This is a genomic window from Candidatus Poriferisodalis sp., assembly GCF_965221945.1.
Taxonomy (GTDB): Bacteria; Actinomycetota; Acidimicrobiia; order Acidimicrobiales; family Poriferisodalaceae; genus Poriferisodalis.
This window is the reverse complement of sequence record NZ_OZ244925.1, coordinates 513284-538691: the sequence shown is the minus strand read 5'-3', so window position 1 is coordinate 538691 and position 25408 is coordinate 513284. Positions and strand designations below refer to the sequence as shown.

Here is a 25408-nt window from a genome sequence, read left to right as displayed (position 1 = left end):
GGCCTACAGGCCCTCTTCGGCGAACTGCTTGTTGATTGCGTCGCTGATCATGGCTTGCTTGCCGGCGGCGATGTTCGAGCCGCCGTCGTCAAACAGCCCGAAGAGAGCCGTGATGCTCTGCGCAGGAGCAGCCTCTTCGAGATCTCGGTCAATGAGCCGACGGATGTACTCCGACAGCGAGATGCCTTGATGGGTTGCCTTGCGCTTAGCGAGGGCGTGCTGGTTGTCGGTCAGAACGATCATGGTGCGCATACTGTCACCCCTGCATATGCCACATAGCATAATTTATGCCGCTGCATCGCCTGATCCTCTGCTCGCCAAGGCCACCCAGTCGTCGAACCGGATCGGGTTGGCAAGTTCGATGCCGTGCAGGCGGTATGCCGCTGCTACGGTCGACACCTGAGCAGCAGAGATGCCGCTCAGCGCAAGATGACCTCCAGGGGCGACACGCGCCGCGATCTCGTGCGCAAGGTCGGTCAGAACATTGGCGGTGATGTTGGCCACCACGTAGTCGAAGGTCCCCAGATCGGTGTCTCCGACCGCAGCAGTGCTGAAGCGGGCCGTCGCTTCGAGCCCATTGCGACGGGCATTGGCCTGAGCAGCCGCCACTGCGGCGGGCTCGATGTCGATGCCCACCGCTTCGGCAGCACCAAGTCGTGCAGCGACCAGCGCCAGCACCCCGCTGCCGCATCCGACATCCAGAACCCGCTTGCCGTCGGCTGCCTGCCTCGACAGCCATGTGGCCAGCAGCCGGGTGGACGGATGCGTTCCGGCACCGAACACCCCACCGGTGTCGATTTCGACAGCTGCCGGCGAGTCGGCTTCCGCCCAAGGAAAGCACACCGCCAACTGCTCTCCCACTGCCACAGACCGGTTCCGGTTGAGCCAGCCGACTGCCTGCGCCTCGTCCGCCGGCCCCAGCACAGCGGCATGGCCATCGGCACGCAGCAACGCCACGACCTCGCGGGCGGTCTGATCATCAGCCACTCGAATCCGGCTCACCCAGCGGCCACGGCTCAGCAGCTCGTTCGACACGGCCAGTGCCAACGCCCCCAGCAGCGGCGGCAGGCGAGGCGGCAACGGTGCATGGCCCCCGAGCGGCCGCGAATCAGCCAGCACCACGCACGCGCCGCCGACGCCGGGGTCACCGCACACCGAAGTTCTCCGGGCCTGATTGCTCACTCCCGCATTGTCGCCATCTGTCGGAGCCCGCGCTGCGTTCGCCTTGTCACAGGCCATCGCTAGGGTGGTATGTCGCCGAGGGAGCTATGCCAGCATGGCTCCTGCAACCACTTGGGGGTGATCGGTTTCGACTTTGACGGTTGAAGTGAGAGAAGCGAGCCGTGGTCTCCGGATCCACGTTAAAGAGCCGGAAAACTTACAAACGCCAACGTCGAACGCGACGATCTGGTGCTCGCAGCCTGAACTTAGGTTGTGAGTTCGGCCCGACTGCCCCTGTCCTGCGGGCGTCGGTGCCATCATCTGCAGGGCTAGCCCGCCACCCGTGCCGACGGGGTGACGGGGACTCTCACAGACGGCTAAGGCGACTGCCAGGGTGTTGCTGCCCTCAGTTACCCGACAATCTCACAGCGACTGCGCTCGGAGAAGACTTACCGAAACGTTGAAGGACGCGGGTTCGATTCCCGCCACCTCCACCACGTGATATGTCGCCAGTAGTGCGTGTTTGAGGTCGCAAGTACTTCAGAAATCCGTTGGATTGAGCGGACTCGGTGCTCGTTTGTGGGTTTTCGGCTTGATTTGGGCGCGAATCGGCTCGTAAGCCCCGCTTCAGGGCTAGTACGCGCTCGGCGGCGTGCCGTTGAGCGTGTTCTAGGGCGCGTCAATTCTGACGGTCAGGCAACCGTCGGAATTGCGTGTCAGGACAGACTCTTGGTCCGAGGCGGTGGGCGTGCCGCTGGTTGGACGGCGGCGGGTCCGCTGTAGTACTCCTGCAGAGCAATCGCTTCGCCGTCGCTGTGCGCGACGGTGCTGGTCGGCCCTTCTTCCGTTGCGATGCTGTCGCGTCGTGCTTCGTCGGCGACTCGTTGGGTGACGTCGAGGTTGTACGCGGCGGCGAGCAGGACTGCGGACATGGTGTGAGCGGCGATGCCCATGGCTTTACAGCTCTTGTTTGACAGTCCCGCGTCCGTCTTGAGGCGAGCGTTGACGGTCTCCACGATGAGCCGACGTATGTACGCCAGCCACCATGCGCGAGTGCCATACGGCAGCCGCTGATGACGATCCCGTTGGTCGACTCTCATGGTCACGTGCGCTTGGTTCGCATCGGGCGCGTACTCAGGTTTGACGACATGAGTAGCGCCGGTTGTGTTGGCAACGCTCTTGTCGGTGGTGAGTCGTCCGTTGGCGAACGGACTTCGCAGCTGGATGTCGCCGCCGCCGAGATGCTGGTGGGTGGTGAACGCCCAGATCAGTCGGCGGGCGTACCAGTCGCGCAGTTCGTCGTCGCTGAGGTCGTCCGGAGGTACCTCCCACTGTGGTGGCAGCCACCCGTGGAAGAAAGTTCCGGCGTTCTCGATGACGGCGTTGGGGGTTCGTCCCTTGAGGCGAGTGTCGACGCGGGTCCGATCGTTGGGTGGCAGAGCCATGACGACATCGATGCCCAGTGCGTGCAGCCTGCGCACGAAGCTCTCGCCTTTCATGGTGAACCCCATGTGTCCCGTGTCAGGCTTTTTGAGACAGGTCGTTGTTTGGTGCTGACCTGAAGGAGAACCCTGATGGGCCGTCAGCCCGCCAAGTCCGTGGAGGACAAGACGAGAATCGTGCTGGCTGTGTTGCGCAGCGAGATCTCGATCGCGGCGGCAGCCCGGCGGGAAGCCGCGTCGGAGGTGTCGATCTCGAAGTGGGGTGATCAGTTCCTCGCCGGCGGTCAGCAGGCCCTCGAGGCCGGCGCTCGCCATGGGCCCTCTGCCCGCGAGCAGCAGCTCGCCGCAGAGATCGAGCAGCTCAATACAGCCTTGGGCGAGGCTCACATGGAGTTGCGGCTGTGGAAAAAAGGGGGGCTCGCTGCATGGGGCTTCGACGAGCTCGACGCGCAGCGCCGGGCGGCGGCGGTGAGCGTGACCCGGTTCTGTGCTGTGACGGGCGTGGCGAGGGCGACGTGGTATCGCTGGCAGCAGGCCGGCTCGGCATCGAAGGGGCCGTGGCCTGCGCCGGCCCAGGACGCCGTCGAGGCCGACGCCAAGGCCCTCGCCGCTGCTTGGGAGGGGTGGGGGCATCCCAAGCTGGCCGAGCTCAAGCGCGTCGGGGCCGGCGGCGTTTCCCCAGGCCCGGTCAGCGACTCGACGATGCACCGGGTGCTGGCCTGCAACGGCTTGTCGCTGCCGGCGAAGTGCACCGGCGAGATCCGCCGGCTCGCCGGGGCGCGCAAAGAAGCGTTCGTCTCGCCGCCGTCGAGACCGAACCGGCTGTGGCAGGCCGACTTCTCGGAGTTCGAGACCGACTCGGCGGGCAAATGGAACCTCGGCGGGGTCGTGGAGTGCTGGGCCAAGACTGCCCTGGCGTGCGAAGTCAGCGTCCCCAAGACCACCGTTGACGCGATCGAGTTCCTCCAAGCAGCGCTCGCTGAGGTCGAGCGGCTGCTGGGCATCAGCTGGACAGCCGATCTCGTCGACCCCGACACCGGCGAGACCCGCACCATGCGGATCGTCACCGACAACGGCCCGTGCCCCAAGTCTGGGCGCTTCGCTGCCTGGGTCGCCTCCAAGGGACACATCGCCCGCATCCGCACACCCAACCGCGCTCCGTGGACCAACGCAGTCATCGAGCGCTTCTTCGGCGCCGTCAAATACGAGCACCTCTACAGGCGCGACATCACAGACGGTCTCGAGCTCGCCGCCCAGGTCCGCGCCTACCACAAGACCTACAACACGATCCGGCCCTGTGGTGCGTCTGACTTCGCGCGACGGGATCCTGGTTCTTTCAGACTGCATCTGAGATGGTTGCTGGCCTTGATTGTGGAGGCCGTCAACGATGACATCGACACCGCGGAAGCCGAAGCGGATGCTGACAGCAGAGCAGAAGTACGACTTGTGGCTGGGGATGCTGACGGGGCAGATCTCCCAGGCCGACGCGGCAGCCGAGGCTGGGGTGGATCGGTCGGTGATCACCCGGCTGCGAGCGGTTGCCCGCGATGGAGCGATCGCGGCGCTGGGGGCGTCGAGGCCGGGCCGGCCGCGTCAGTCTCGCCAGGAGGCGTCGGAGGCCGCGGCGTTGGGGGCCGAGGTCGACCGGCTCCAGGCGACGGTGGTCGAGCAGGCCGTCGAGTTGGCGGTGCTGCGGGGAAAATCGCGCCCGGGATGAGCGGTCCGGTTCCCGCCCGTGTCGATGGGACCGCCAAGGCGGCGTTGCTGTCCTTGATCGACGATGCGGTCGATGCCGGCTGGACGCTGAACCGGGCGTGCGCGGTGGTCGAGCTGGACCGGGGTCGGGCGTGGCGGTGGCAGCAGCGCCGAGCCGGGGGCGGGCTCGATGACGCCCGCCCGGGCGGGAACCCGATCCACGGGCTCTTGGAGTGGGAGGAGGCTGAGATCTTGGCGTTGTTCGACGAGTGGGGCGACGTGGACCGGTCGCATCGCAAGCTCGCTCACCGCGGCTCCTACGAGCAACGGGTGTGGGCGTCGCCGTCGACCGTCGATCGGGTGCTGGCCCGTCACGGCCTTGCCCTGCAAGGAGCTCCACGACCGGCACGGACCGTGAAGACGCCGTGGCCGCACTGGTGTGAGTGGCACCCGAACCAGCTGTGGTGCTGGGACGGCTCCCAGTTCGAACGCTGCGTCGCCGCCAAGCACGCGTACGCGATTGTCGACCTCGTGTCCCGCAAGTGGATCTCGACCCGCCTCACCGCCAACCCGGACTCGGTCGCCGCCCGGGTCCTGTTCAGCCGCGGGCTCGACAACGAGGGACTGCTCACCGACGAGCTCCGAGCCCGCCTCACCGACCCCGACACCGCGCTCCCCGACGGCGACCGGGCGCCGTTGCTGCTGGCGGTCTCGGACAACGGGACCGAGATGCACGCCAACGAGACCCGCCGGTTCATGGCGCTGTGCTCGATCGCCCAACACTTCGGTCGCCCGTCGACCCCGACCGACCAGGCGTGGATCGAGTCGCTGTGGGGCCACGTCAAACGCGAGCACCCACACCTGACCACGATCACCGACCCGGCCGTGCTCGCCGCCGAACTCGAACGCGTCCGGGTCCACCACAACAGCGTCCGGCTGCACGAAGCGATCGGCTACGTCACCCCCAACGACGAACACGACGGCCGCGGCAACACCATCCGCGCAGCCCGCACCCACGGCATGCGAAACGCCGACGAACAACGCCGAGCCTGGCACCGGAGCCAGCGATGAACCCGCCGACTACCCTCACCAACCACAACCCGCCAGCGACCATCGGATACGGCCTGAATCCCAACCCGATCCGTCGCGAAGAGTCAGATACGCCTCAGGCCCCACCAAGCCATAGCCATGGCCCGACCCATCGACCGCTACCGACAGACCCCGACCACCCAACCACCAGACAGCGAAACCGTCCCAGATTCTTGACACGGGACATGCGGCGCAAGTTCCGCCTGAGCCGGTGGCGTGCCTTAATGGCCAACTTGGGCTTGGGCACCACCTTGGCGTCGATCGCTGCGTTGCAGGTGCTCGACGGCGAGCCGTCCCGAATCGCCGCGATGTCAGGGCTCGCCGGCATCGCAATCTGCCTGGGCGCATGATCGTCATGTGGCCAAAATATGAGTGATATGCAATTATATATGCTGATGTTGATGAGATTTCGAGGCGGCGCGGTTGCCATGTCATCGCTGGCGAGTCGTGCGGGCTGCTTCGAGAAAGGAGTTCGACGATGATCAAGCGCATCCGTTTTTGGGCACCGATAGCGATTGTGGCCCTGTTGGCCAGCGCCTTGACCGCGGCACCCGCGGCGGCCACGGGCGATGGGGGCTCGGGCCTCTTCGGCGAGGATTCTCCAGGCGGCACGATCGCCGACGAAGGCGACGACTCTGGCGATGGTGAGGAACCGGTGCCCGATGAGGATGTGCTCGACGAGGTGCTCCCTGAGGGGCCTCAGGGACCTGTTGGATCTGTTGATGTGCTCAGCTATGAAGCCCTGTGGGTTCCCGGCGGGATCGTCCCGTCGGAGGTCCGGGTCCTCCAAGACGACGAGGATGTGGATCTGCTGATCTTCGCTCCCGACGATGGCTCGTCGCTCATGGCGCTGCTGGTGATCAGCAGCGAAGATGCTGCCACCGAGCATCGCTTCGAGAATGCAGTGCCTGCTGGTCACTCGGCGGAACTGCAACCTGACGGATCGGTGAAGTTCTTCGACGACGACGGCAACGAGGCCGGAGCGGTGTTGGCGCCGTGGGCTCTTGACAGTCTGGGCGAGTCGGTGGCGACGAGCTACCGATTGGATGGAACGACGCTGACGCAAACGATTGACCATGAAGGCGCTACGTATCCGGTGGTCGCCGACCCGACGTGGGTCCGCGCCTGCGCGGCCATCCCCGCATGCGTCGACGCTGCGGTGACCGTGGCACGGTTTGTTCCGTTGGTTGTTGTTTCCGCATGGAATAGGCGCGGGTGGCTTGGCACCGGTGACGGCAGCGGGGGGAACCGTCCTACCAACAGCTGCAACATGCGTAACCGGAACGGATGCTGACCCAATGCCAGTTGAGGCCCTGTCGTTGCTCTGCCGACCTCGGCGGCCCGATGGGCAGCTCGTGCGTCCCGGCATTGACCGGACCGCTACCGGACTGCGGATTGGCGCCATTGCAGCACGAACAGCCTCTGCCTCATTGGTGTTGTTCTGGTCGCTGAATGCAGGCCTGATTGCGCTGGCTGCGGATCTGATGCTGTCGCTGGCCACCAACCTGCGACTGCACCACGTCGTGAAGCACCGAACCGCCGTCGGGAGTCTCGATAAGACCGCTCCGACGATTTGGCGACAATGGCGGACTCGCCACCTCACCAAAGTGGCGGCTAAGGCTGACGCCAAAGCGGACCGGTTGCTTGCGCAGGTATCTGAGACCCAAGACGACTTCACGGCGCGGGATCTGCGTCGCAAGGCGGAAAAGCAGCGTCGTGACGCTGGCGTCGCCCGAAGCCTGATGGACGATTAGCTTTCGTGGGCACAGACGCCGGGAGCAGCGTGATGGACTGAGCCTCGGCTGCCGCTCTTTCTGGACGGACTACGGGATGGAAGCCTGCGCAGCCAAGACGCCGACGAAGATCTGCTGGTCGCGTACGTCGATGTCAGCCGGCTCGAAATCGAACACCGGAGTTGTGCACAGCGCTAAGTGACCCGGTTTGTGCAATATCGGTCATTTAGGAATTTAAGTGACCGAAACTTGAATTGGTGGCTAGACTCGCAGCATGGGCAGATTTGTGGAGTTCGATTTCGCCCACTGGCGAGGCACTTCCTTGCTCACCGACTCGTATCAGGCATATGTCCCACACACGCTCGCTGACTGGCATCCGACGCCGAACGCCGACGCCATGGAGCGCTTCGCCGGGGTCCAGCGCAAGCTGTCTGACCTGACGCAGAGCGTCGAGAACACACCAGCGCTCAGGTGGTGCCTGAATCGCACCGAAGCGATCGCGTCGAGCAATGTGGAGGGAATCGAGACGACGCTGCGGTCCATCAGCCTCCTGGAGTCCCGCAGGGGGCGACGAAGGCGGACTACCGACCTCAACGACGAACGGGCGCTGGGAAATGCACTCATGCACTCGCTGGCACTGGATCTCGGACACGACAACAGCTGCCCGGTCAAGGTTGCTGACATCGAGGACTTGCATAGCAGCCTGTTCACCCGAACCGCACAGGAATTCGAGCCGGGTCGTCTGCGAACCGATCCCGCATGGGTCGGGGATCAATCAAGAACTCCCGACGGGGCAGCGTATGTCGCACCGCCACCCAAACTGGTGCCGTCCCTCATGGACGACCTCGTCGAATATGCGTCGAGCCCGATGTGGGGATCGCCAGTCGCGAAGGCAGCATTCGTCCACACCCAGTTCGAGACGATCCATCCGTTCCCGGACGGAAACGGGCGTGTCGGAAGAGCACTGATGCACCTCGTAATGCGAAGAGACAGCCGGCTGCCGATCGCCGCGCCACTCTCGGCTGCCATCGATGCACGCAAGATGAGCTACTACGACAGTCTTCGTCACTATCAAACCTTTGTCGGAGACAAGCACGACCTTGAGCGCGCCGAGGCGATGTACGCATCTGCAGAATTCGTCGCCGATGCGATGTCAGTGGCTTGCAGCTACACCATGCTCATCTCGAACGCACTGAGCGGCTGGCGCCAGCAATGGGACAACCAGCGCTTCCGCGCCAAGTCGGCTGCCTCGGAGATTCTGCGGGTCATGGAGACAATGCCGGCACTCACCCAAGCGCACATCGCCGAGCGAGTCGAACGGCCGTTGCGATCAATCACGCGCGCGCTCAGCCATCTGGTCGATGCGGGGCTCATCGCAGAGGTGTACGAGAGCGAGAGCGGGTCACGAGTATTCCAGGTGCCTTCGATCCTGCACGTGGTTGACAACAGACACGACTTGCTTGATCAATGCTGGCTGCTTCACGCCGACGAGTCAGCGAATGTGCCTGCCCTGCTGCACGGACAGATCACAACAGAAATCAGCGCACAGCAATACGCTTCCCGTGAACGCCGCGCACAACCGAGATGCCAACACGTCGGAGTCCGCAGCCGCAAGAAATGCACCCGACGTGCAGGGCACAGCGGCAACCACTCCTACTGACCCACGGCGCACAATTTCATACCGTCTGACCTGCAGGAACTATCTGGCCGGAACCCCGCCCCGTTCCGCCGCACGAAGGGAACCGACATGCGCCCTATGAGCACCTCGGCAGCTCTGGATTTCCTCAGTGACGGCTTACGGACGGGCAAGCTCGCGTGGGTCGCAGCCGACGGTCGCCCCCATGTAGCGCCTGTCTGGTTCGTCGTGGAAGACGGCGATCTGCTCTTCGCTACCGGCACGCGCAGCGGCAAGGCCTTGGCCATGACGCGCGAACAGCGCGTCTCGCTGGTCGTCGACACCGAAGCGCCGCCGTACGCGTTCGTGAAAGTGGACGGAGTCGTCGAGATCTCCCGAGACCTCGAGGAGCTACGGCGTGTGTCCACTCTCGCTGGTGCTCGCTACATGGGCGTGGATCAGGCCGAATCGTTCGGCGAGCGGAACTCGGGCCCCGGCGAATGCCTGGTGCGCCTGCGCCCGACCAGCATCGTCGGCATCGACGGCGTCGCCGACTGAGACTGACCTGCCCGAGGACATCTGACCCGCTCTTGTCGTCGGTGGTGTCTCCAAGCCCGCTGAGTCTCGAGGCGTTCCGAACCTTGGCGGAATGCTGATCCCGCTCAGGTCCTTGGTTGGGCGCCACCGAGCATCGAATGAGCGGGATCGGCGCGTGGATCGCGGCGTGTCCAACGCCCTGCCTCTGCTGCGCTGAAGAAGTCCGACGCCATCTGGTTGAACGCGCCGGGCTCCTCGAGGTTGATCCCATGACCGGTGCGCGGGGCAATCCACAGGCCGGCACGCGGCAGAACCCTCTTGAGGAAGACGTTCGTCTCGATGACCGGGTCGTCCTCATCGCCGACGGCCAACAGAACGGGGACGTCGAGCTGGCGCAGCTCAGTTTCGAAGTCGTACAGCGACGGGCGCCCGGCTTGGAAATTGCGCATCGTCAGCCCAGAGCCGACCGCCGAATGCTCTGACAGGTACTGCTTGAACTCCTCCCAGCCCCTCGGGTCTTTGTTCTGGAGCTGAACACGGGTGGCGCCAACAGCGAGCCGATTCGCGGCGACCTCCATCCCGTCGTTCATCATCGCCTCAGCAGCCGCGCGGACCTCGCTCAGGAACGCCGCCCGGGTGTCGCCGAACGCACCGGACCCACCACTCGCGAACAGCAAGGACGTGACCCGCTCCGGATACCGCAACGCAAACATCAACCCCGTGTAGGCACCCATGCTCAGGCCGACGATGTGGGCGCGCTCGATGCCGAAGCTGTCCAGAACAGCCCGCAAGTCCTCCCGCTCGCGCTCGAATGTGTACGCCGAATCGCTCTGCGGAACATCTGACGGCGGGTAGCCACGGGCGTTGTAGGTGACACATCGATGGCTCCGGCTGAACCGCCGAACCTGGCCCTCCCACGTGCGGCAGTCGGCGGCGAACTCGTGCAACCAGACGATGGGATGCCCGGTGCCGGCTTCTTGCGCGTACAGCTGTACTCCGTCACCTTGTACCAGTGGCATGGTGAAACCTCCGCTTGTTCTCCCAGTCAGGATGCATCAAGCGCGGCAACCGCGGCCATGAAGACCTTGCGAGACCTGAGCGACCTCCAGGCCCACCGCTTCAGCAGCCGCCCAGTCTGACCGGCGGCTCAGCGGCCTACTCGGCGCCCCGTGTTCAGACCCGAGCTTCCGCCGCGTACGCCCTGTTGTACCGGTCGCGGCAGATGTAGAACTCATCGACGCTCTGAAAGGCGTCGTGCGCGATCAGCGTGTCCAGATTGCGCCGCACGAGACGGTCAGGTGCAACGCGGGTTGCCAGAACTTGAATTGCGCCATAGCCCACCGGGCCAGTTCCCTCGGCGGTGTCTCGTCCGTGCGTCACGCCGAGCAAGTACTCGATTTCGTCAAGCACAGCGTCGAACAAGGCGTCTTCCTGGGTCTTGGGGATGAACTCGTCGGTCATCGAACGCAGAGTCATCCACAGACGAAGCGAAGCTTGGATCGGAGCTTCTTCCGGTCTCTTGAGCTGATCGCAGTTGACCAGGTAGGTGACTCGCCCGACTCTGCCGTCCTCCTCGGCCCGTACCGTCCCGATGATCCTTGCGATGGAGTCGATCCGATCGGCAGCGGTGGCGCCGAAGGCGACTGCGTAGATCGCCAGCAGCGTGACGTGGTGCTTCAGGTTGATGGCCGTCCCGTGGTCAGAAGTGGCGTACGAAATCCGATTGGCCAGCAGGCGGACAGCGTGTGCCCACGCTTTGTCGTGGTCAGCGCAGTCGGAGTAGTACGAGCCGGCGACGAGCAGCTTGATCAGATTGGCAGAGGCATGCTCGTAGGCCCGCAGGCACTCGTCGTAGCCCTCGCAGTCGGCGTTCTGAATTGCGTCGATGGTTCGCAGTGTCTCGTCACCGATGAAGTCGTGAAGCTCGATGCGACACGCTGGATCGGCGAGGAGCTCTTTGAGTTCGGCCACAGTGGCCGTTTCGGGCTGTGACGTCACCCGGCCAACAGTACAGCGCTCTGAATTCGGCCTGTTCCATCCAGCCCCTATCCGTCCAGGCCCTGAGCCGTAGCTACCCTTAGCGATATGGCACGCAGGGAAAGCATCGGGGGCAGCGCAGCCCGCCGGAGGCGAATCAAGCGGCGCCGACAGATCGACGCTCCCCCGGTTGGGGCCTCGGCGGAAGCGCCCGAGCATCCCGGACTCCGAGCAGCAAAGAGGTGGCCGAAGAGCGGCGCCCGGGGCGAGATCGAAAACGCTGCGAGAGCGAAACGCCGCTGATATTGGGCGGTAGGCGACGAGTGTCGCCACGGGCGGCCTCCGCCTCTTGGGAGCTAGGAGTCAGCCCACTTCAACTATGGCCTTCAACAGTCTGAGTTGTTTGCCGTCGGACATTCGAACAGCGACGCGCAGCAGCGGCGAGAGCAGCCTCCACAACAGCCCTGTGATCTGGCAGTTTGCGACCAAGGTGACTCGGGCCGAATCCTCGCCGTGTTCGTGGACTTCGTACGCGTAATCCGCCGTAACACCGCCTTGAACCGAACGCAGCACAATTGAACGGCCAGCATCACACTGAGCGATCGTGCTCAAGCGATCGGCGCCGCGAGCACGAAATTTCAGCTGCGTCCCCTCGGCGGTGTCTCCCTCGGCCGTCATCCCTTCGACCCCGGGCATCCACTGATGGGCGTTCGGCCAATCGGTGAGGGCCTCCCACACCTGTGCAGCGGGTCTGTGAAAGACCTCATCGACTGAGAATGCCTGCGCCATGACCTGCCTCCCTGCCCGACGGTTCTAGTACTAACCGACGACGGCTCTGCAGCCAGGAACGTATGCAGATACCTGCAAACACGCCTCCTCGCGTCTGCAGCTCGAGCGTGCCTTGCTGAGGGAGGCGGACGGGCGATACTGAGTCCGTGACAGTGCGAATCGAGGTGCGTCCTGCGCTGCTGCAGTGGGCTCGTGCTCGGTCGGGCATCGACGATGACGTCTGGGACTCGCGCTTCCCACGATTCGGAGCATGGGTAGCAGGTGAGACCCGTCCGACACTTCGCCAGTTGGAGGAGTTCGCTCGAAAGACGTACACGCCGGTCGGATATTTCTTCCTCGACGAACCTCCGACAGAGGACATCCCCATCCCGGACTTCCGAACGATTGGCGATCGCCCAGTGTCGGGCCCCGTCACGGCGGATCTGCTCGACACCTTGTACATCTGCCAGGCGCGCCAGGAGTGGTACCGAGACAGCCAACTGCTCAACGGCGAAGCGCCTCTCGACTTTGTCGGCTCGGCAACCGTCGCGACGCCGCCGGTTGAAGTCGCGGCATCTATGCGCGACCAACTGCGGTGGACACCCCGCACGCGTGAGCGATTGCGCAGCTCGGATGACGCGCTTGCGGCCCTGCGCGAGAACGCTGAGGCGGCGGGAATCTTGGTCATGGTCAGCGGCATCGTGGGCTCCAACACGCATCGCAAGCTCGACCCGTCGGAATTTCGCGGCTTCGCCTTCGCCGACCCATACGCGGCCCTGGTGTTCGTCAATGGGACGGATTCCAATGCCGCACAAGTCTTCACGCTGGCCCACGAAGTGGCACATCTCTGGCTGGGCTCGACTGCACTCTCTGACGTCGATCCCGCTTCGGCTCGTAGGTTCGACGAGGAAAGGTGGTGCAATCAGGTGGCGGCCGAACTGCTCGTCCCCATGGATGAATTCTCGTCGGCCTTCCTGCGGGATCGCGACATTCGATCCCAGCTGCAACCGCTCGCAGAGCGCTTCCGGGTGTCGACGCAGGTCATCCTCGCCCGGATTCGGGAGGCCGGAAGGCTCAGCTGGGATCAGTTCATGGCCGAACTTCGCTTCGAGCGAGCGCAGGTTGCAGAAGTGGCGGCCGAGCGTGGTAGCGGCGGGAACTACTACAACACGAAACCCGTCCAAGTGGGAAAACGGTTCGCACGCGAGTTGATCGCGAGCACTCTCGAAGGCCGGACGACGTACACCGAAGCGTTCCGTCTGCTCGACGTGAAGAAGACCTCGACGTTCGAGGGGCTCGGCCACCAGCTCGGGATTCTGTAGTGGCGTACCTGCTGGACACGGACGTGTTCATCCGCGCGAAGAATGAGCATTACGGCTTCGACCTGTGTCCTGGTTCTCGGGAGTGGCTCGAAACGACGAATTCGGCGGGAACGGTGCACAGCGTGAAGGCCGTCTACCACGAACTCATCGGCGGCGATGATGATCTAGCGCAGTGGGCGAGGAATCACCGCTCATTCTTCTTGCCGCCGACTGCTGCCGACATCGAGTCGATCGCTGCCGTCAATCGTTGGGCCAATGACTCGTCCAGCTACGAAGCCGCAGCTAAGGATGACTTTGCTCGGGCTGCTGACTCGTTTCTCATCGGCCAGGCCCTCGCCGGCAGCCACACCGTGGTGACACACGAGACGGTCAGTGATGGTCGGCGCAAGATCAAGATTCCGAATGCTGCAACCGCTCACAACGTCGAAGTCATGAACCCGTTCAAGATGCTGCGTGCCATGGGTGTTCGGTTCGTTCTCGAATCTCAAACGCGACAGCTCAGCCTTTTGGGTTTCGGCACGACGTAGGGGGTGCCGCGCGGGATCCCGCATCGCAGTCACTGTGACCCCAGACCATGGCTGCGTGGGAGGCCGCTAGCCCGCAACTTTCCGGTGTCGCCAATGGCGCTCACGATTGAGCAAACCGAACCGACGCCGTAACGAGCAGGCGTCTACGAACAACACACGGATGTCCCTGCCCTGACAAATGGTCGCGGTTGCCGTCGGAAGCGCCGAGTCATCGACGGTCGCGCATGCGCCCGCCCGGGTCTTGAGCCCGCACGCGTTGCTTTGTGTTCGCGCCTGCAGCCGCTGTTGCCTCACCTTGCATGAACTAACATCCCGTAATTATGCGTTTCATGCATACTCACATTCTGGGGGCGATGTGAGCGGCGGTGGGCAGATGTTCGCCGCCGATCCACCGGATTGGCAGGACAACATCACTGATTGGTGCCTCGAGCAATTCCAGGATCGCTACGGGACACACGTGTCGAAGGACGACATCTGGGAGTACATGTACGGCGTGATGCATGCGCCTGACTGGCGTCAGCGCTTCCGGCACGACCTTCAGCGAAGCCTCCCCCGCTTGCCCCTCGCGCCTGAATTTGAGGCGTTCCGCTCGGCGGGCCGGGAGCTCATGGATCTGCATATCGGCTACGAGGACTGCCCCGAAATGCAGCTCGCCTGCCTTGTCGACGGCGAAGTCAGCGACGGCGAGCACGAAGCGGAGGCCTACCGGATCCACGCTCGTATGCAGTGGGGACGGACCCAGGGAAGCACCAAGAGCGGCGACAGGACTGTTCTGCATGTCAATGAGCGCTGTCGGCTCGTCGACATCCCGCCCGAGTGCCACGAATACACCGTGTCCGGTCGCTCACCGCTTGAGTGGGCGGTTACGACGCTCGCCGTCAAGCACGACAAGCCGTCGGGCATCGTCGATGACCCGAATCGTTGGCACTTGCGGGCCGACGAGCCGTTCAACCTCATCCGGCACTTGCGCCGCCTTGCACACCTCGGGGCGCATTCGGCCCAGGTCATCGCCGCTTTGCCGCCGTCACTCGATGCCAGCGACGATGCAATCGAAGAGAACGCGGTGACACGGTGACGCTCTTCGAGAGCGAGGCAACAGCGCAGGGGCATCTCTTCGAACCTGAGGTCTTTCGCGAGATCAGAAGACGAACGAAGACCGCAGCGGACCGGGGCCGCCAGTTCGAAGATGTCATGAGGGCTGCATTCAAAGCCAACCCCGAGTACGAATTCGAACACGTCTGGCTGTGGGACGAGTGGCCCCAGCGACACGAATACGGCTTCACGAACGACATCGGCGTCGACCTGGTGGCCCAGCACCTCAACGGGGATCGGTTCGCAATCCAGTGCAAGTTCTACGACGACGCCACGGTGCCGACCAAGAGCATCGACGCCTTTCTCGCAACGGCCCAAGGCCAAGCGTTCGACGGCTCGATGCTTGTCAACACCGGCAGCGTCACCGTTCACGCCTACACCAAGCTGACCAACGCTCGCACAAAGATCATCGATTTGGTCAACCTCGAGTCGTGGCCGATCGACTGGCTTCGCGGCCTTGAAGACCCTGAAACCGTCGAGTGGGCCGACGCTCCAAAGCAGCCCTTTGCGCACCAGCGCGATGCCTTGGTTGAGATTGGCAAGGGTTTCCAGCAGAACGATCGCGGCACGGTCGTCATGCCCTGCGGCACCGGTAAATCGCTCGTCGCCATGTGGGCCGCCGAGGATCTCGCTGGCAAGGGCGGCCAAGTGCTGTACGCGGTGCCATCGATTGCGTTGATGGGCCAGACCATGCGCGAATGGGCTCAGAACCGCACGATCTCCCACCAGTACATCGGCGTGTGCTCAGACCCGAGCACCGGGAAGATGCCAAGAGGCGCGGCGACCGACCTCGCGCAGGTGCATATGCCGGTCAGCACCGACCGCGACGCCATCGCCCAGTGGCTGTCCTTGGAGCCCCCGCAGAATTCGATGCGTGTCGTGCTGACCACCTACCAGTCGCTGCCAGTGATTGCCGATGCCATCAAACGCGCCAACGCCGTCATCAGGCAGGGCGGACATGGCTTCCAGCCGTTCGACCTGTTCATTCTGGACGAGGCGCATCGCACCACTGGCATCGAGGACGCCGAGCGCAAGGGTGCCCAGACCACCGGCTTCCGGCTCGCCCACAACGACGAAGCTCTGCCCGCTCTGCGGCGGCTCTACATGACCGCGACGCCTCGGGTGTTCACGCCACGGCTCAAGGCCAAGGCGAAGAAGATGAGTCACGAGGCGGGGCGCGACCTGGACTCGTTCTCAATGGACGACAAGTCGGTCTATGGCCCCCGCTTCTTCGAAATGGCGTTCAGTCAAGCCATCGACCGGGGGTTGCTGACCGACTACCGGGTGCTCGTGGTCGGCAAGCGCGAGAACAGCCCCGATCTCGGCGACACATATGTCGAGGTGCTGAGATCGGAGGACGCCAAGTCGAAGTCCAGGACTCGGGGCGGCCTCGTCGCTGAGGGCTACGCCACGAAATTGCTCGGCGTGCTGGACGCGCTTGCGGCACCGAAGACCGTTGTCGGCGACCCTGATCGGGTCTCCGGGCAGATCGGCGAAGACACCGGCAGACCGCTGCGATCGGCGATCTTGTTCACCAACACTGTCGCGAGATCACAGACAGTCGCCCTGCCCGGGCGGTTCGAGGAACTGCTCGGTCCGGATCGAAGCCTGCTCGGGGCCATCTCGGAGGACCTTCAGCAGAAGAGCGTGGATGATGAACGGCAAGTCCTGCGTGTCGAATCCGATCACATGGACGGCTCCACACGAGCCGACCAGCGCGCCCGTCAGCTGGCTTGGCTTCGTGATGCCGCGAATGCCGGTGCCGCGACTTGCCGGGTGTTGTCGAATGCCCAGGTGCTCTCTGAAGGCGTCGATGTCCCCGCTCTCGACGCCGTCGTGTTCATGGATCCACGCCGTTCGACCATCGACATCACCCAAGCCGTCGGCCGCGCCATACGTCGCGCCCAGGGCAAGGAGATGGGATATATCGTCATCCCCGTCGTCGTACCCGAGGGCAGCACCCTCACCAGCGAAGAAGTGCTGACCGGCTCGGACTTCAAGACCGTCTGGGATGTGGTGCGAGCGCTGCGCTCCCATGACGACCGTGTGGACCACTGGCTCAACGGCGTCAGCACCAAGCGGCCCATAGACATCATCGACGCAGACTGCACAAGCCGAGCCGCCAAGGAAAAGGACTCCGATCCCGAAAACGAAGACACGACCGTCGAACAGTTGACGCTCGACCTGCGCATCAAGCACGAACTCGAACGGGAAGTGTTCTCGAAGATGGTCGACGTCTGCGGCGACAAGCAGATGTGGCCAAGCTGGGGTCAGAACGCCGCGAGCGTCTGCGAGCAGGTGCGCCAGCGCGTCGACGCAATGCTCGCAGAAGACGCCGCTAAGCAGGAATTCGGCACGTTCCTTGCAGCGATCCGCGACACGGCCGGCGAGCGGACCACCGAAGCGGATGCCGTAGAAATGGTCGCCCAGCACGTCGTGACCATTCCCATCTTCGACGCCTTGTTCGCCGACTCGGGCTTCGCCAAGGAGAACCCGATGAGCAAGGCGATGGACTGGCTCCTCGCCAGCCTCGCCACGCACTCCGGGCAGCTCGACGCAGACGAAGCCGCTGATCTTGCCGGCTACAAAATGGAGCCTTCGCGATTTTGTGGGATTTGGGCTGCTGGGCTCGGCGGGGTTCATGTTGGGAGGATGCCGCGGGCTTCGAAGTTGGCGTAGTTGGTGAACCCGTGCGCGGTTGTTCGCAGGACTTGGAGCAGGTTGTTGGTTCGGTCGATGCGTCCGTTGCTGGGCCGCCCCGCTTGGTGCCAGTCGAGGATCTGGGCATGCCATGCGAGGAAGGTGTCGACGGTGTCGCTGAACTCGGGGATCTGGCCGGTGCTGTAGATGTCGGCGAACCGGTCGAGCGCTTCGAGGGCGCCTTTGTGGTTGTCGGCGAGATAGAGGTTGTGCAGCTCGCCGAGCGCGTCCCAGGCTGCCCGCAGCCGGGGGTGGGCCTCGAACAGCTCGGCGAGGCGTGCTTGTTCGGCCGCGTCGAGCTTGTCGGGCCGGCGCATGAGCAAGAACCTGGCCCGGAACACCTCGGGGTCGAACGCAGGCTTTGAGCCCTCGGGCCGGCGCTGGACATCGCGGCGCACCGCGGTCAGGCCCGCAGCGAACCAGCGGATCACATGGAAGCGGTCCAGCACATGGCGGGCGTGCCCGAGCCGGGCCTCGATGGCTGCCTTGTATGCCGCCGAGCCGTCCGAGACGACGACCTTCACGCCCTTGCACCAGCGATGCCCCTGAGCGGCCAAGAACGTGCTGAGCGCTTGGCTGCTGCGGTGGGGCACCATCGCGAGCACCTCGCCGGTGTCGCCGTTCACCAGCACCGTCACATAGCGGTGCCGCTTGCGGATCGAGGTCTCATCGACCAGCAGCACCCGGCACCGCCGCCGCCGGCGATGATCGGCGACCAGACCCGCCCAAGCGACCACCAACGCGTTCACCAGCCCCCAGCTCACCCCATGACGACGCGCCGCCGTATTGACCGGCATCGAACGGGCATCGGCCACCAGCCGGCGAGCCAGACGCGCCGTGACACGGCCCTCGAACGCCCGATGGTCCTCCACGAAGCGCCGGTCGCAGACATCGCACACCATCCGGCGCCGCCCCCACAACAACAGCACCGGCCGCCCCGACACCTCCAAGTCCCGGATCTCGCGCTCGCGACGGTCGTGACAGCGCCCGCTGGGCGTCCCGCAATCCGGGCACCTCGGACGAGACACCGTCGACACCACCCGCACCGCCAGCCGCTCAGGCGCGTCCACCACCACCTCCAGCACTTTGATGCACCGCAGCCACAGCCGCACCGACACAGCATCACTCGCCATCGAGGCCCTCCAGGGTTCGGCGTCGCAAACACCGATCCCAGCAGGGCCTCGACCCCTACAAACGGACCCTCAACCCGCCGTCATCCCACCAAAACGCGAAGGGCCACAAAATGGCACAACGGTTGTTCGAGGCCGAGCTCGCGCCGCTCACCCGGGCCTACCGCACGATGCGGTCGATGCTTTCGGCCGACATCACACCGGCCGAGAAGGTCGACCTGATGCGGCAGATCTATGACGGGTTTTTTCAGCACGCCATGACTGATGTCACCAAGCGTCTCGGGATCGTCTACACGCCCGTGGAGATAGTGGACTTCATGGTGCGTGCATCCGACGCGATCTGCCGCAAGCACTTCGGCAAGGGACTCACCGCGGAGGGTGTGCACATCCTCGACCCGTTCGTGGGCACCGGCACGTTCATGCACCAGATCTTGACGATCAACGATGCCGACGGCCGGCCGATCATCCGGGACGAAGACCTCGTGCGCAAGTACCGGCACGAGCTTCACGCCACCGAGCTCGTACTGCTCGCCTACTACGTCGCGGCCCTCAAGATCGAGGCCGGCATGGAGAGCCGAGAGGGATTTGCCGACGGACGATTCCAGCAGTTCGAGAACATCGTGTACGGCGACACGTTCCTTTGCAACGACGCACTCGTTTCTGGACGACTGGATGGAACCGATGACAATGTGCAAATTGCAAAGGAGTTGCATCAGCTCCCTATACGTGTCGCGATCAGCAATCCGCCGTGGTCCTCGGGTCAAGATGGGGCCCAAGAGGACAACCAGAACATTGAGTACTTCGAGATCGGCCATAGGGTTCGAGAAAGCTACTCAGCGCTGCAGCACAAGATCACCAATTGTTCCCCAGGGGGAAACGCGACCGGCAACCTATATGTGAAGGCCATTCGTTGGGCCTCGGACCGCGTGGGTGATCCTGTCCCATCTGCTCCCAGAACGGCTCCGAGCGTTTCTGGCGTAGTCGCGTTTGTGCACCCGAACTCACTCACGACGGGGACCGCGTTGGCCGGCATGCGTGCCGCCCTACGAACCGAATTCAGCGACATCTACGTCGTCAATCTGCGCGGCGACGCCTACAAGTCAGGAGCAGAGTTCGCTCGCGAAGGCTCAAGATTTTCGGCAGCGGTTCGCGTAACGGCGTTCAGCTCACATTTCTCGTTAGCGATCCTGAGAACCCAGGACTCGATGGATCGGCTCGCTTGCACTACGCCGAGGTACCCGAGTACGCGGATCGTCTCGCGAAATTTACCTGGTTGACTGCGCTTGCGCCGGGAGCCTCCAGCTTCTGGACCCGATTCGAGAGCGTGCCCGCAAACGAGCGCCACGACTGGGTGAATCTCACTGATGGAAGTTTCGAGACACTTCCGATTGCCTTGTGCTCATCAGGCAAGGAGGCTCAAGGTGACGTCGCTGTTCAGCAGCACGCGGCAGGTGCCAAGACAAACTGCGATACCTACGTCTACTCATTCAGTCGCGAGGAACTAGCAGCCCGTGTGAAGCACCTCATTGCAACCTACGACCGCGCTCGCCGCGAGATGCACGAACGTGGCGTCTCCCTCAGCGACGCGACGGCGAACGACGAGATTGAGTCCATAAAGTGGCACACAACTCTGAAGCAATCGGCGAAGAACAACGAACTCATTGAGTTCGAGGACGCGCGTATCCGGCCCGTCTTGTACCGGCCGTTCCAGCAATTGTGGATGTATGAGGACCACCGGATCCTCGCGCGAGCAAAGACCGTTTGCGCGATGTTCCCGCGCGACCGCGCTTACCCCCCCCCCCCCCAACATGTTGGTCTCAACGCCAACCAACCGAGCCATCTTCAGCTGCCTCGCAACGACGCGCCTGCCAGATCTCTGTTCCGCAGGCACGAACCAGCCGACTCGAGTCCACCCGCGCCGCACACAATCCTGATCACGGGGACATCGAACATGCCGTTCCAAGCGCTGGCGGCGACGTTGCTGCCGGATCTGGCCATGATCAAAGGCTCCCAGCAGACACGCGTGCTTCCCCGCAGAACCCAAGCCTCGTGATCGCGTCGACTAGCTGTAATGCCCATGGACCTTGTTGACAGTTCTGCTGCTGTGACAGGTTGAGCCTCCGTGGCAGTGTGGGGTTTGTTGGAATCCCAGGCTGCGAACGGAGGCTCAGTGTCGGACAGTACTTCAATCAGGGTTCGTGGGGCTCCGCGGCCTCGGCTGTCGGTTCATTCTCGGATGGTGATGGTCGAGCGGATGGCAGCGGGCCAGTCGGCGACGGCGGTCGCGGCGCAGATGGGCTGCTCGCGCCAGACCGTGCACAAGTGGGTCAAGCGCTTCGACGCTGAGGGCGTGGTGGGTCTGGAGGATCGTTCCAGCCGGCCTGCGAGGTCCCCGGCGAAGGTCTCGGCGCGGGCCGAGAAGAGGATCTGCGGTCTGCGTCGGCGCCGCCGGTGGGGTCCTGTGCGGCTGGCGGCTGCGACCGGGGTGCCGGCTTCGACGGTGCATCGGGTGCTGTGCCGGCACGGGCTGAACCGGCTGGCGTGGATCGATCGGCCTACCGGGGAGCGGGTGCGCCGCTATGAGAAGGCTCATGCGGGCGAGCTGGTGCACATCGACGTCAAAAAGGTCGCCAAAGTGCCGCCCGGCGGGGGGTGGCGCGTCCACGGCCGCGGCTCGGCGGCCGCCAAGCGCAACAACAAGCGCCGCAAGCGCCTCGGGTACACCTATCTCCATGTCGCCGTGGACGACCACTCCCGCCTCGCCTACGTCGAGGCGCACGACAACCAGAACGCCCAGACCGCCGCAGCGTTCTATCGACGCTGTCGGGACTGGTTCGACCGCCTCAACGTCGCCGTCGACGCCGTCATGACCGACAACGCCAAGAACTTCACCGCCACTGCGTTCGCCGACGCGCTCGCCGAGCGGCACGTCACCCACCGCCGCACGCGCCCCTATCGGCCCCAGACCAACGGCAAAGCAGAGCGGTTCAACCGCACCCTGGCCGACGAGTTCCTCTACAACTACAAATTCCGCTCAGAACCCGACCGCCGCCGCAGACTCCAGACCTGGGTGCACACCTACAATCTCCACCGGCACCACACCGCCATCGGAGACACACCCGCCAGCCGCGTCAACAACCTCTGTGGGCATTACAACTAGCAACCGCTCGGTGTTCGATGTCTTGGCCGCTGACCTACTACCCGACCTCCACGCCGTCGACCCGGCTTGTAGGGCCATGCCCCGCACTTACGTAGAGGGGTCTTTGACGGTGCGGAGAAAGGGTCCCTCGTGAGCCTCGTATACCGAGCACTCTGGCAGGCGGACGCAAAGTCATTGCCCCGCACGGCCGACATCGAATTCCGCAATTGGGTGACCGAGAAGTATCCCCAGCTTGAGTTACCCAAGGAGGGCAAGTGCCGCGCCGGGAAGGCAGATGTCGAGATCGACAGCAACTCGAATGAACACGGAAGCATCTTGCGCTGGGTCTTGCATGAGGATGACCAGAGGTCGCGGTGGATCACCACGCTGATGGCCATTGTGGAACGCGACACCTCGGAGGGATGGTTGTGGATCGACATCGAGAATGTGCACTCCCAGTTCGCGTCCAAGATTGAAGTCGCTGCCCCGAAATTGGCCGGCAGCCTGCTCGCCGCGTTGTCATCGTCCCATCGGGGTCCAATCAAACTCCGCGCCAACGAAATCGCCTTGGGCCCAGCTGAAATGCCCGGCTTCGCGGAAAGGCTGGAGCACCCCGAGCGCGACTTGCCGCTCGTAGTGTTCTCACCCGACTACGGGGCCGATCCGTCTTTCTCGATTGAACGCGCCCAGCGATCTGCTGTGAGCCTTGCCGGTGTAGCGCAGGTCCACTTACTTGTGCCTACGGGCGAGTTGGAGTTTCGGGCCCTCATGGGGCGCGAACTTGGAGTGTGGTCAGGGGCGTGCAGGGTGTATATGCCCGGCATAGATCTGAATGCGCCCGATTCTTGGCGCCACCGTTACTTCCTTTCTCGAAACTTGGGCAGCAGGGCTGACGACGCAGCCAAGACCATCGCCCGCTACCTGTCGCCGCGTGTCGCGCGCCAACGCGCCCCACAGGCCTATGTCGACCTGCGCAGCCTTCTCGACGTCGACCATGAAACACAGATTCAAGACCTGTGGGACCAGAATGACCAACTGGAGGCAGAGAAGAAGGCGACGCTGGACGACTACCTAAACGCGGCCACTGAGGCGGATGACTTCAGCCACCAGCTCGGGACAGCTCAGCAGAACCTACGCGATGTATGGATTGCGATCGAAGCAGCGGGTGTGCTCGATGTCATTGCAACCCAAATGGCCACTCACTCCAGCACCGACGAACTCGCCCGACCGGAACCGCCCGAGACCTGCGCAGAGGTGCCTAGCCTCGCCCTCCAACATCTTCGTCTAGTTGCAATGCCCGCGGCCGCACCGGAAGGCCTCAATCGTCTCGACAACCACTTAGAGGGTCCAAAGTGGGCAAGAATTGCGTGGCGAGGGCTCGTCGCATTGGATACCTACGCACGAGACAAGGAGAGAGGCACATTCGCTGGTGGCTTTTACGAATGGTGTGAATCGTCCGGCAGTGACGCCGCTTGGCCAACAAAAAAGCTCTCTATGGTCGAATCAGACTCGGTGCGAAACACGCCGAGGTTCCGGGATCCACGCGTCAGGCCGGTCGACGAACGAGTGAGACCTGAGGGCCAGATGTTCATGGAGGCGCATCTCAAGGTCGCTGAGGGTGGCGGCATGCTCGCTCCTCGCATCTACTTTCACGACGACACCGGCCACAACAGCGACACCCGCATGGTTCATGTCGGGTTCTTCGGCCCGCACGACCTCGTGCCCAACAAGAGCGCCAATTAGCTTCACGGAAGCTACCTCCACCAACGAGGACGCAGGACTGGCCGAGCAGATCCGGTTGCTGCCGTGGGGCTCGGGTTCCGGGATGGCGGTCGTCGGGGTCGGCACGGGGCCCGGCCATGTGTTCTGCGCCCGAGTGGGCGACCACCCCTCGTCGGTTTTCCGCTTTGTGGGCCGTGGGGAGCCGGGGGTTGATGTCGTAGTCGATGAGACGCTGACGTGCCTGCATCGTGCCCGTCCGCCCGAGGGATTCGCAAACCCCCGGGTGCTCGACGACGCTGACGCCCACGACACCTTCGATGCGTCGGAGGTAGCCCGCGCTGACATCGTCGAGAAGTGGAACTTCATGTCCGACAAGGCGAACCTCGAGCCGCGCATCCCGCCACGCCTTGCACGCGCCGCCAGCGTCGTGCGAGAGCACCCCGCGGCGGGCATGACCCAAGACGAGATCGACCGGAACATCGACACCATCCAAGCGCCCTACCCCGAACGCACCATCCGAACCTTCCAAGCAGCGCTCAACAGCTCCGAGGACCCCGCCCAACAAGCCGAAGCGATCGTCCGGGTCATCCGCGACCTCGGCCTGCAGCCCTTCGTCCCACCCGAACCGCTCCCCGAGATCACCCCCGACGACGTCTACTGCGTCACCTGGCTCGCCCTTGTCTGATCAGCGTGCCGGGTGACTGCTCGCGCCTTGATGACGATTCTAAGTGGTCCATTTCGAGCCATGACCGGCTATGTTTGGACCAATGGTAGGCATGGAGCTGGAGCGGGTGGAAGCCCTCGAACTGCTGGGCATGGTTCTGGCTCATCTCAACGACGCCGAGGCAGTCGGCGACCTGTCGCCTCGGGTAGCGACACTGATGGCGATACGTGACAAGCTCGCCACAGGCCTGAGGGAGTTGCAATGAGCTACAGCGAAGTCGACGTGTCGGCGGCTCGGGCTGCGATGGACAAGTACCGCAGCGGCCTCGACGGCGAGATTGCAGCCGCCTTGGCGGTCGTCGGCCTCAGCGCCGAGCGTGCGGACAGAGAAGCAGCGATTCGCGACGACATGATCCGTGTTGCCCACCGTGCCGGCGCATCGCTCCGGCATCTGGCCGAGGTGTCAGGACTCGGCCGCAAGACCGTCACCGCGATCGTCGAAACCGGGCCAACACAATCCTGAGCCGCGGTACTACGCGTAGCGGGCCATCGGCAACGCGGGCTCTCACGTCCTCTCCGGCCCCATACGTGGCCTCATCGGCCAGCCGAACCGTTCCTTTAGTGCTTGGCTGTCTGCTGGGTGGTTCAGCTCGACGAGGCCTGACAGTGCTTTCGCCTCCAGCGCAGCGTCAACCATGCGTTGAGCTGCCCGGGTTCGCGCGACCAGCACGCATGTGCCACGTGTACGCCGAGATGAAATCGCGAGGGGCGGGCGCGTGGGGGAACGAAACAAGGTGAACTCGTCAGGGGCGCTACTGCGGGCTCTTGGTGTGGCGGCGTTGGCGGCGGCTCAGTGAGGCGGCAGCGAGACCTGTGCAGAACGGCACGATGAGGATAAAGATCCCGACGGAGAGGATCGAGAGCCAGCCCACCACGACCAGCAACGCCGTCGCCACATAGAGAGCGCTCACGCGTCGCTCCGGGAACACGATGGCCGCAGCGAGCGCGCCGAGTCCCCCGACGAGGGACCCAAAGAACACGATCGCCAACAGCGTTGCCATTCGAACCTGACGCAGCGCTCAACGCACGAAGAACG

At 63.9% G+C, this 25408-nt stretch carries 25 protein-coding genes and 1 other RNA gene; 18 read left to right on the top strand and 8 right to left on the bottom strand.

What is annotated here, in order from left to right:
• Positions 1–3: 3 nt before the first annotated feature.
• Together ACOQPH_RS02530 and ACOQPH_RS02525 are read right to left on the bottom strand one after the other, a co-directional pair.
• Positions 4–243, bottom strand: coding sequence for a hypothetical protein (locus ACOQPH_RS02530; protein ID WP_420623184.1), 240 nt, complete (start codon positions 241–243; stop codon positions 4–6).
• Positions 244–285: 42 nt separating this feature from the next.
• Positions 286–1182 (bottom strand): 50S ribosomal protein L11 methyltransferase, encoded by an 897-nt coding sequence (locus ACOQPH_RS02525; RefSeq protein ID WP_420623183.1) that lies wholly within the window; start codon positions 1180–1182, stop codon positions 286–288.
• 113 nt (positions 1183–1295) lie between these two features.
• On the opposite strand from ACOQPH_RS02525, the gene ssrA reads away from it, so the two are divergent.
• Positions 1296–1658, top strand: a transfer-messenger RNA (tmRNA) gene (gene ssrA / locus ACOQPH_RS02520).
• 219 nt (positions 1659–1877) lie between these two features.
• Here ssrA and ACOQPH_RS02515 read toward each other — a convergent pair.
• Positions 1878–2660 carry a hypothetical protein gene (locus ACOQPH_RS02515; protein WP_420623182.1) on the bottom strand — a complete coding sequence of 261 codons (783 nt, stop codon included), beginning with the start codon at positions 2658–2660 and terminating at the stop codon, positions 1878–1880.
• 75 nt (positions 2661–2735) lie between these two features.
• Between ACOQPH_RS02515 and ACOQPH_RS02510 the strand changes: the two genes are divergently transcribed.
• The 6 genes from ACOQPH_RS02510 (at position 2736) to ACOQPH_RS02485 (ending at position 9293) form a co-directional block, all read left to right on the top strand.
• Positions 2736–5369 carry an integrase core domain-containing protein gene (locus ACOQPH_RS02510; RefSeq protein ID WP_420623181.1) on the top strand — a complete coding sequence of 878 codons (2634 nt, stop codon included), beginning with the start codon at positions 2736–2738 and terminating at the stop codon, positions 5367–5369.
• 242 nt (positions 5370–5611) lie between these two features.
• Positions 5612–5737: a hypothetical protein gene (locus ACOQPH_RS02505; RefSeq protein ID WP_420623180.1), complete on the top strand. Its 126-nt coding sequence runs from the start codon at positions 5612–5614 to the stop codon at positions 5735–5737.
• 128 nt (positions 5738–5865) lie between these two features.
• The gene (locus ACOQPH_RS02500) at positions 5866–6681 is read left to right on the top strand and encodes a hypothetical protein (RefSeq protein ID WP_420623179.1); all 816 of its coding nucleotides are present in this window, start codon (positions 5866–5868) and stop codon (positions 6679–6681) included.
• A 61-nt stretch (positions 6682–6742) separates the two neighbouring features.
• Entirely contained in the window at positions 6743–7141 is a 399-nt protein-coding gene (locus ACOQPH_RS02495; protein WP_420623178.1) for a hypothetical protein, read from the top strand.
• A gap of 253 nt (positions 7142–7394) precedes the next feature.
• Positions 7395–8780: a Fic family protein gene (locus tag ACOQPH_RS02490; protein ID WP_420623177.1), complete on the top strand. Its 1386-nt coding sequence runs from the start codon at positions 7395–7397 to the stop codon at positions 8778–8780.
• Positions 8781–8867: 87 nt separating this feature from the next.
• Positions 8868–9293: a PPOX class F420-dependent oxidoreductase gene (locus tag ACOQPH_RS02485; protein WP_420623176.1), complete on the top strand. Its 426-nt coding sequence runs from the start codon at positions 8868–8870 to the stop codon at positions 9291–9293.
• 104 nt (positions 9294–9397) lie between these two features.
• On the opposite strand, the gene ACOQPH_RS02480 is transcribed toward ACOQPH_RS02485, so the two are convergent.
• The 3 genes from ACOQPH_RS02480 to ACOQPH_RS02470 form a co-directional block, all read right to left on the bottom strand.
• On the bottom strand, positions 9398–10291 hold the full coding sequence (locus ACOQPH_RS02480) for an alpha/beta fold hydrolase (RefSeq protein WP_420623175.1): 894 nt from the start codon (positions 10289–10291) through the stop codon (positions 9398–9400).
• Between the two features lie 154 nt (positions 10292–10445).
• Positions 10446–11270, bottom strand: a complete 825-nt coding sequence (locus ACOQPH_RS02475; protein ID WP_420623174.1) for a hypothetical protein — start codon at positions 11268–11270, stop codon at positions 10446–10448.
• Between the two features lie 342 nt (positions 11271–11612).
• Positions 11613–12038, bottom strand: coding sequence for an SRPBCC family protein (locus ACOQPH_RS02470; protein ID WP_420623173.1), 426 nt, complete (start codon positions 12036–12038; stop codon positions 11613–11615).
• 146 nt (positions 12039–12184) lie between these two features.
• On the opposite strand from ACOQPH_RS02470, the gene ACOQPH_RS02465 reads away from it, so the two are divergent.
• The 4 genes from ACOQPH_RS02465 to ACOQPH_RS02450 all read left to right on the top strand — a co-directional run bounded on the left by ACOQPH_RS02465 (position 12185) and on the right by ACOQPH_RS02450 (position 17637).
• Positions 12185–13339 (top strand): ImmA/IrrE family metallo-endopeptidase, encoded by a 1155-nt coding sequence (locus ACOQPH_RS02465; protein ID WP_420623172.1) that lies wholly within the window; start codon positions 12185–12187, stop codon positions 13337–13339.
• Entirely contained in the window at positions 13339–13866 is a 528-nt protein-coding gene (locus tag ACOQPH_RS02460; RefSeq protein WP_420623171.1) for a DUF4411 family protein, read from the top strand. Before ACOQPH_RS02465 ends, ACOQPH_RS02460 begins: the two co-directional genes overlap by 1 nt.
• A gap of 355 nt (positions 13867–14221) precedes the next feature.
• Positions 14222–14941: a type ISP restriction/modification enzyme gene (locus tag ACOQPH_RS02455; RefSeq protein WP_420623170.1), complete on the top strand. Its 720-nt coding sequence runs from the start codon at positions 14222–14224 to the stop codon at positions 14939–14941.
• A complete protein-coding gene (locus ACOQPH_RS02450; RefSeq protein WP_420623169.1) occupies positions 14938–17637 on the top strand; it encodes a DEAD/DEAH box helicase family protein in 2700 nt (899 codons plus the stop codon). Before ACOQPH_RS02455 ends, ACOQPH_RS02450 begins: the two co-directional genes overlap by 4 nt.
• Here ACOQPH_RS02450 and ACOQPH_RS02445 read toward each other — a convergent pair.
• On the bottom strand, positions 17598–18791 hold the full coding sequence (locus ACOQPH_RS02445; RefSeq protein WP_420623168.1) for an ISL3 family transposase: 1194 nt from the start codon (positions 18789–18791) through the stop codon (positions 17598–17600). The two genes, ACOQPH_RS02450 and ACOQPH_RS02445, sit on opposite strands and share 40 nt — an antisense overlap.
• A 110-nt stretch (positions 18792–18901) precedes the next feature.
• Between ACOQPH_RS02445 and ACOQPH_RS02440 the strand changes: the two genes are divergently transcribed.
• The 7 genes from ACOQPH_RS02440 (at position 18902) to ACOQPH_RS02410 (ending at position 24835) form a co-directional block, all read left to right on the top strand.
• Positions 18902–20065 (top strand): N-6 DNA methylase, encoded by a 1164-nt coding sequence (locus tag ACOQPH_RS02440; protein WP_420623167.1) that lies wholly within the window; start codon positions 18902–18904, stop codon positions 20063–20065.
• Positions 20008–20841, top strand: coding sequence for a type ISP restriction/modification enzyme (locus tag ACOQPH_RS02435; RefSeq protein WP_420623166.1), 834 nt, complete (start codon positions 20008–20010; stop codon positions 20839–20841). The genes ACOQPH_RS02440 and ACOQPH_RS02435 overlap by 58 nt, the downstream gene beginning before the upstream one ends.
• A gap of 183 nt (positions 20842–21024) precedes the next feature.
• The gene (locus ACOQPH_RS02430; RefSeq protein WP_420623165.1) at positions 21025–21948 is read left to right on the top strand and encodes an IS481 family transposase; all 924 of its coding nucleotides are present in this window, start codon (positions 21025–21027) and stop codon (positions 21946–21948) included.
• 210 nt (positions 21949–22158) lie between these two features.
• Positions 22159–23670: a hypothetical protein gene (locus ACOQPH_RS02425; RefSeq protein ID WP_420623164.1), complete on the top strand. Its 1512-nt coding sequence runs from the start codon at positions 22159–22161 to the stop codon at positions 23668–23670.
• 82 nt (positions 23671–23752) lie between these two features.
• Positions 23753–24334: a hypothetical protein gene (locus ACOQPH_RS02420; protein WP_420623163.1), complete on the top strand. Its 582-nt coding sequence runs from the start codon at positions 23753–23755 to the stop codon at positions 24332–24334.
• Between the two features lie 82 nt (positions 24335–24416).
• Positions 24417–24578: a hypothetical protein gene (locus tag ACOQPH_RS02415; protein ID WP_420623162.1), complete on the top strand. Its 162-nt coding sequence runs from the start codon at positions 24417–24419 to the stop codon at positions 24576–24578.
• Entirely contained in the window at positions 24575–24835 is a 261-nt protein-coding gene (locus ACOQPH_RS02410) for a hypothetical protein (RefSeq protein ID WP_420623161.1), read from the top strand. Before ACOQPH_RS02415 ends, ACOQPH_RS02410 begins: the two co-directional genes overlap by 4 nt.
• Positions 24836–25124: 289 nt before the next feature.
• On the opposite strand, the gene ACOQPH_RS02405 is transcribed toward ACOQPH_RS02410, so the two are convergent.
• Positions 25125–25373, bottom strand: coding sequence for a hypothetical protein (locus ACOQPH_RS02405; RefSeq protein WP_420623160.1), 249 nt, complete (start codon positions 25371–25373; stop codon positions 25125–25127).
• Positions 25374–25408 lie beyond the last annotated feature (35 nt).